The sequence below is a fragment of the Pseudomonas sp. RW407 genome (assembly GCF_003176655.1).
GTDB lineage: Bacteria > Pseudomonadota > Gammaproteobacteria > Pseudomonadales > Pseudomonadaceae > Pseudomonas > Pseudomonas delhiensis.
In genome coordinates, this window is the sequence record NZ_QGSL01000106.1 from 1030157 (window position 1) to 1033799 (window position 3643).

Below are 3643 nucleotides of genomic sequence, written 5' to 3' on the forward strand. Positions count from 1 at the left end.
TCTGCCGGGCTTTTTCGTTTCTGGCGCAGGTTATTTCAGGTGCACCTTCAGCTCCTCGCCGGCCTGGCGCAGGGCGGCCTGCACGGCGGGTACGCCAGCCAGCGGGTTGAGCAGGCCGTAGTCGTGGATCATGCCGTTGTAGCGCACGGCGGTGACCGCCACGCCGGCGGCGTCCAGCTTGCGGGCGTAGGCTTCGCCTTCGTCGCGCAGCACGTCGAACTCGGCGGTCTGCACCAGCGCCGGCGGCAGGCCCTTCAACTGGTCGAGGGTGGCGCGCAGCGGCGAGGCGTAGATCTCCGCGCGCTGCTTCGCATCGGTGGTGTAGCTGTCCCAGAACCACTGCATCATCGGCTTGGTGAGGAAGTGCCCCTGGGCGAACCGGTCGTACGAGGCCGTCTCGAAGCTGGCGTCGGTCACCGGCCACAGCAGGGCCTGGAAGCGCAGCTTCGGAGTGCCCTTGTCCTTGGCCATCAGCGCGACCACCGCGGCCATGTTGCCGCCGACGCTGTTGCCGGCCACCGCCAGGCGCGAGCCGTCGACGTCCAGTTCCTTGCCGTGCTCGGCCACCCACTTCGTGGCGGCGTAGGCCTGGTTGATGGCCACCGGGTAATGGGCCTCGGGGGAGGGCGTGTAGTCGACGTACACCGCCGCTGCGCCGGAGCTGACCACCAGGTCGTGGATCAGCCGGGCGTGGGTCGGGTAGTCGCCCAGCACCCAGCCGCCGCCGTGGAAGAACATGAAGGCGGGCAGGCTGCCCTTGGCGCCGGCCGGGCGGACGATGGTCAGTTTGATGCGCTGGTCGTCGGCCTGGATGGTCTTCTCGCTGACACGGGTGCCGGAAAGGTCGACCTTCACCGAGGCCTGGGCGCCGCTCAGTACCGCGCGGGCATCCTTCGGCGCCAGGGTTTCCAGGGGCTTGCCGCCGCCGGCCTGCAGGGCCTCGAGGAAGGCCTGGGTGTCGTGCTGCACGCCGGGGCTGCCGGCGGCGAAGGCGTTGCCGATGGCCAGGGCGAGCAGGCCGCCGGCGAGAGTCTTGCTGAGCGCTTTCATGTTCGGGTTCTCCTTGGGCGGTAGGGGTCAGACGGCGACGTTCAGGCGGACTTCGATGTTGCCGCGGGTGGCGTTGGAGTACGGGCAGACCTGGTGGGCCGCGGCGACCAGTTCCTCGGCGACGGCACGCTCCAGGCCGGGCAGATCGATGTTCAGTTCCACTTCCAGGCCGAAGCCGCCGGGGATCTGGCCGATGCCGACCTTGCCGGTGATGGAGGCGTCGGCGGGGAGCTGCCGTTTGCTCTGGCTGGCGACGAATTTCAGTGCGCCGATGAAGCAGGCCGAGTAGCCGGCGGCGAAGAGTTGCTCGGGGTTGGTGGCGTTGCCGCCCTGGCCGCCCAGTTCGCGCGGGGTGGTCAGTTTCACGTCGAGGTTGCCGTCGGAGGAGACGGCGCGGCCGTCGCGGCCTCCGGTGGCAGTGGCGGTAGCGGTGTAGAGGGCCTTGATGGTTTGCATGGTGGTGTCTCCGGGTCTGGTTTGTTCGTTAAAGTTTTGCGCGCTAAGTAAGTGCGTGAGGCAGAATTTAGTCCTGTGTTATTTTGCGCGCAAGATATTTATCGGAAGAATTCGCGATAAGCGCTTCCTGAATCGGGAATAAGGCGCTAGTCCGCGCCTTGCAGGCTGCCGCGCAGGTCCACCAGCTCGTCCTTCAGCTTGCCCAGCTGTTCCAGGTCCAGGCCGCTGGCGGCGAGGATGCAGCCGGGGATGCGTTCAGCCTGGCGCTGCAGGGCGCGGCCCTTGTCGGTCAGGCGCAGCTCGACCACCCGCTCGTCGCTGGCGCTGCGCTTGCGGGTGATCAGGCCTTCGCCTTCCAGGCGCTTGAGCAGCGGGGTGAGGGAGCCGGGGTCGGTGAGCATGCGCGCGCTGATCTCGCCGACGGTGATGCCGTCCCGCTCCCAGAGCACCAGCATGGCGATGTACTGCGGGTAGGTCAGGCCCAGTTCCTGGAGCAGGGGCTTGTAGACCTTGGTCATCTGCAGCGAGGTGGAATAGAGGGCGAAGCACAGCTGGTTGTCGAGCTTGAGCGATTCGCAGGCGTCCTTGGGTTGGCTCATGACGGGCCTCCGAATAGATAATTGCGCCTTAATTTAGCGCGCTGGCTATTTTTTCGCCAGTTCGTCGCTCGCCAGGTGCCCGGCGAGGGCGCTGTCCCAGGGCGGCGGGAAGCCGAAGCGTTCGACGAGGAAGGCCAGCAGCCGCTGGCTGCGCGGGTGTGTGCCGCGTTCCAGGCGCAGGGCGTGGATGCCGCCCGGCTCGGGCTCCGGCAGGCCCTGCTCGCAGAACAGTGGCTGCAGCTCGCCGCGCACCAGGTATTCGCTGCACAGCCAGGTCGGCAGGTGGGCCAGGCCGAGCCCCTGCAAGGCGCCTTCGACCAGGGTTTCCGCATTGTTGGCGGTCAGCCGCAGGCGCCGCGGGCGCAGGTGCTGCAGGCGCCCGTCGACGGCGAAGCGCCAGGCCAGCGGCGGGGCCAGGCCTTCCCAGTCCAGGCCGACGTGCCCGGGTAGCTGCAGCGGCGATGCAGGCCGGCCGTGGCGGGCCAGGTAGTCGGCGCTGGCGCAGACGATGCGGCGCATGGGCGCCAGCGGCGTGGCCACCAGGCGGCTGTCCGGCAACGGGCCGATGCGCAGCACCAGGTCGACCTGGCCGAGGTTGTCGCCCTGCAGGTCGGTGAAGCTGTCGATCAGGCGCAGCTGCACGTCCAGGCCGGGGTTGGCCTTGAGGAAGTCGGCCAGGGCCGGCGCCAGGTGGCGGCGGCCGAAGGGCACGGGCGCGTCGATGCGGATCAGGCCCTCGGGCGCGGTGCTCAGCGATACCGCTTCGGCGCGGGCCTGGCGCAGTTCCTCGACGATGCGCCGGGCCCGCTCGGCGAACGCCAGGCCGGCCGGGGTGGCGCGCACCAGGTGGGTGCTGCGGGCCAGCAGGGGGCTGCCCAGGCCGCGCTCGAGGGCGTCCATGCGCCGCGCCACCGCCGAGGGCGTGAGCTGGCGCAGGCGCGCGGCGGCGGAGAAGCTGCCGCTGTCGAGGACGTCGAGGAACAGGTCCAACTGGTCTTCCAGGGCGCTGGGGGTCATGGCGGCTGCCTTTGCAGAAAACGCCAAGCCATTGTGCTCGGCTTTGCGTTTCCCATCCAGCAGCGGTCTTCTAGCATGGCGCCGAAGGGTAGGAGGTAGCGATGCTGGACATGGGCTTGGACTTTCTTCTGGGGCTGGTCCTGGGTTGCCTGGGCGGGCTTTTCGGGATCGGCGGCGGGCTGCTGGCGATCCCGGCGCTGGGCGTGCTGTTCGGCCTCGACCAGCAACTGGCGCAGGGCACGGCCCTGGTGATGGTGGTGCCCAACGTGCTGCTGGCGCTGCGCCGTTATCACCAGCGCAATCGCATCGATCCCGGCCAGGCGGCGGTGCTGGCGGTGACCGGGCTGCTCTGCGCCTTCCTCGCCTCCAGCCTGGCGCTGCGCATCGACGCGGCGCACATGCGCACGGCCTTCGTGGTGTTCCTGCTGGCCCTAGCCGGCTACCTGCTGCTGCGCCAGCGCGGCGCGGCGCAACCGCGGGAGGCCGCGCCGGGGCTGCCCTGGTTCGCCGCACTGGGCCTG

General features: G+C 69.4%; 5 protein-coding genes. 1 reads left to right on the forward strand and 4 read right to left on the reverse strand.

Annotation, left to right across the window (positions count from 1 at the left end; genetic code table 11):
* Positions 1-30: 30 nt before the first annotated feature.
* The 4 genes from DK254_RS21380 to DK254_RS21395 form a co-directional block, all read right to left on the reverse strand.
* Positions 31-1050 carry an alpha/beta hydrolase gene (locus tag DK254_RS21380; protein ID WP_109935379.1) on the reverse strand — a complete coding sequence of 340 codons (1020 nt, stop codon included), beginning with the start codon at positions 1048-1050 and terminating at the stop codon, positions 31-33.
* Between the two features lie 27 nt (positions 1051-1077).
* Positions 1078-1506, reverse strand: coding sequence for an organic hydroperoxide resistance protein (locus DK254_RS21385; RefSeq protein WP_109935380.1), 429 nt, complete (start codon positions 1504-1506; stop codon positions 1078-1080).
* Between the two features lie 146 nt (positions 1507-1652).
* Complete coding sequence (locus tag DK254_RS21390; protein WP_109935381.1) at positions 1653-2105, reverse strand: MarR family winged helix-turn-helix transcriptional regulator; 453 nt, start codon at positions 2103-2105, stop codon at positions 1653-1655.
* Between the two features lie 45 nt (positions 2106-2150).
* On the reverse strand, positions 2151-3122 hold the full coding sequence (locus tag DK254_RS21395; RefSeq protein WP_109935382.1) for a LysR family transcriptional regulator: 972 nt from the start codon (positions 3120-3122) through the stop codon (positions 2151-2153).
* A 101-nt stretch (positions 3123-3223) separates the two neighbouring features.
* On the opposite strand from DK254_RS21395, the gene DK254_RS21400 reads away from it, so the two are divergent.
* Positions 3224-3643: sulfite exporter TauE/SafE family protein (locus tag DK254_RS21400; RefSeq protein WP_146219638.1), on the forward strand; the 420-nt coding region annotated here is incomplete at its 3' end.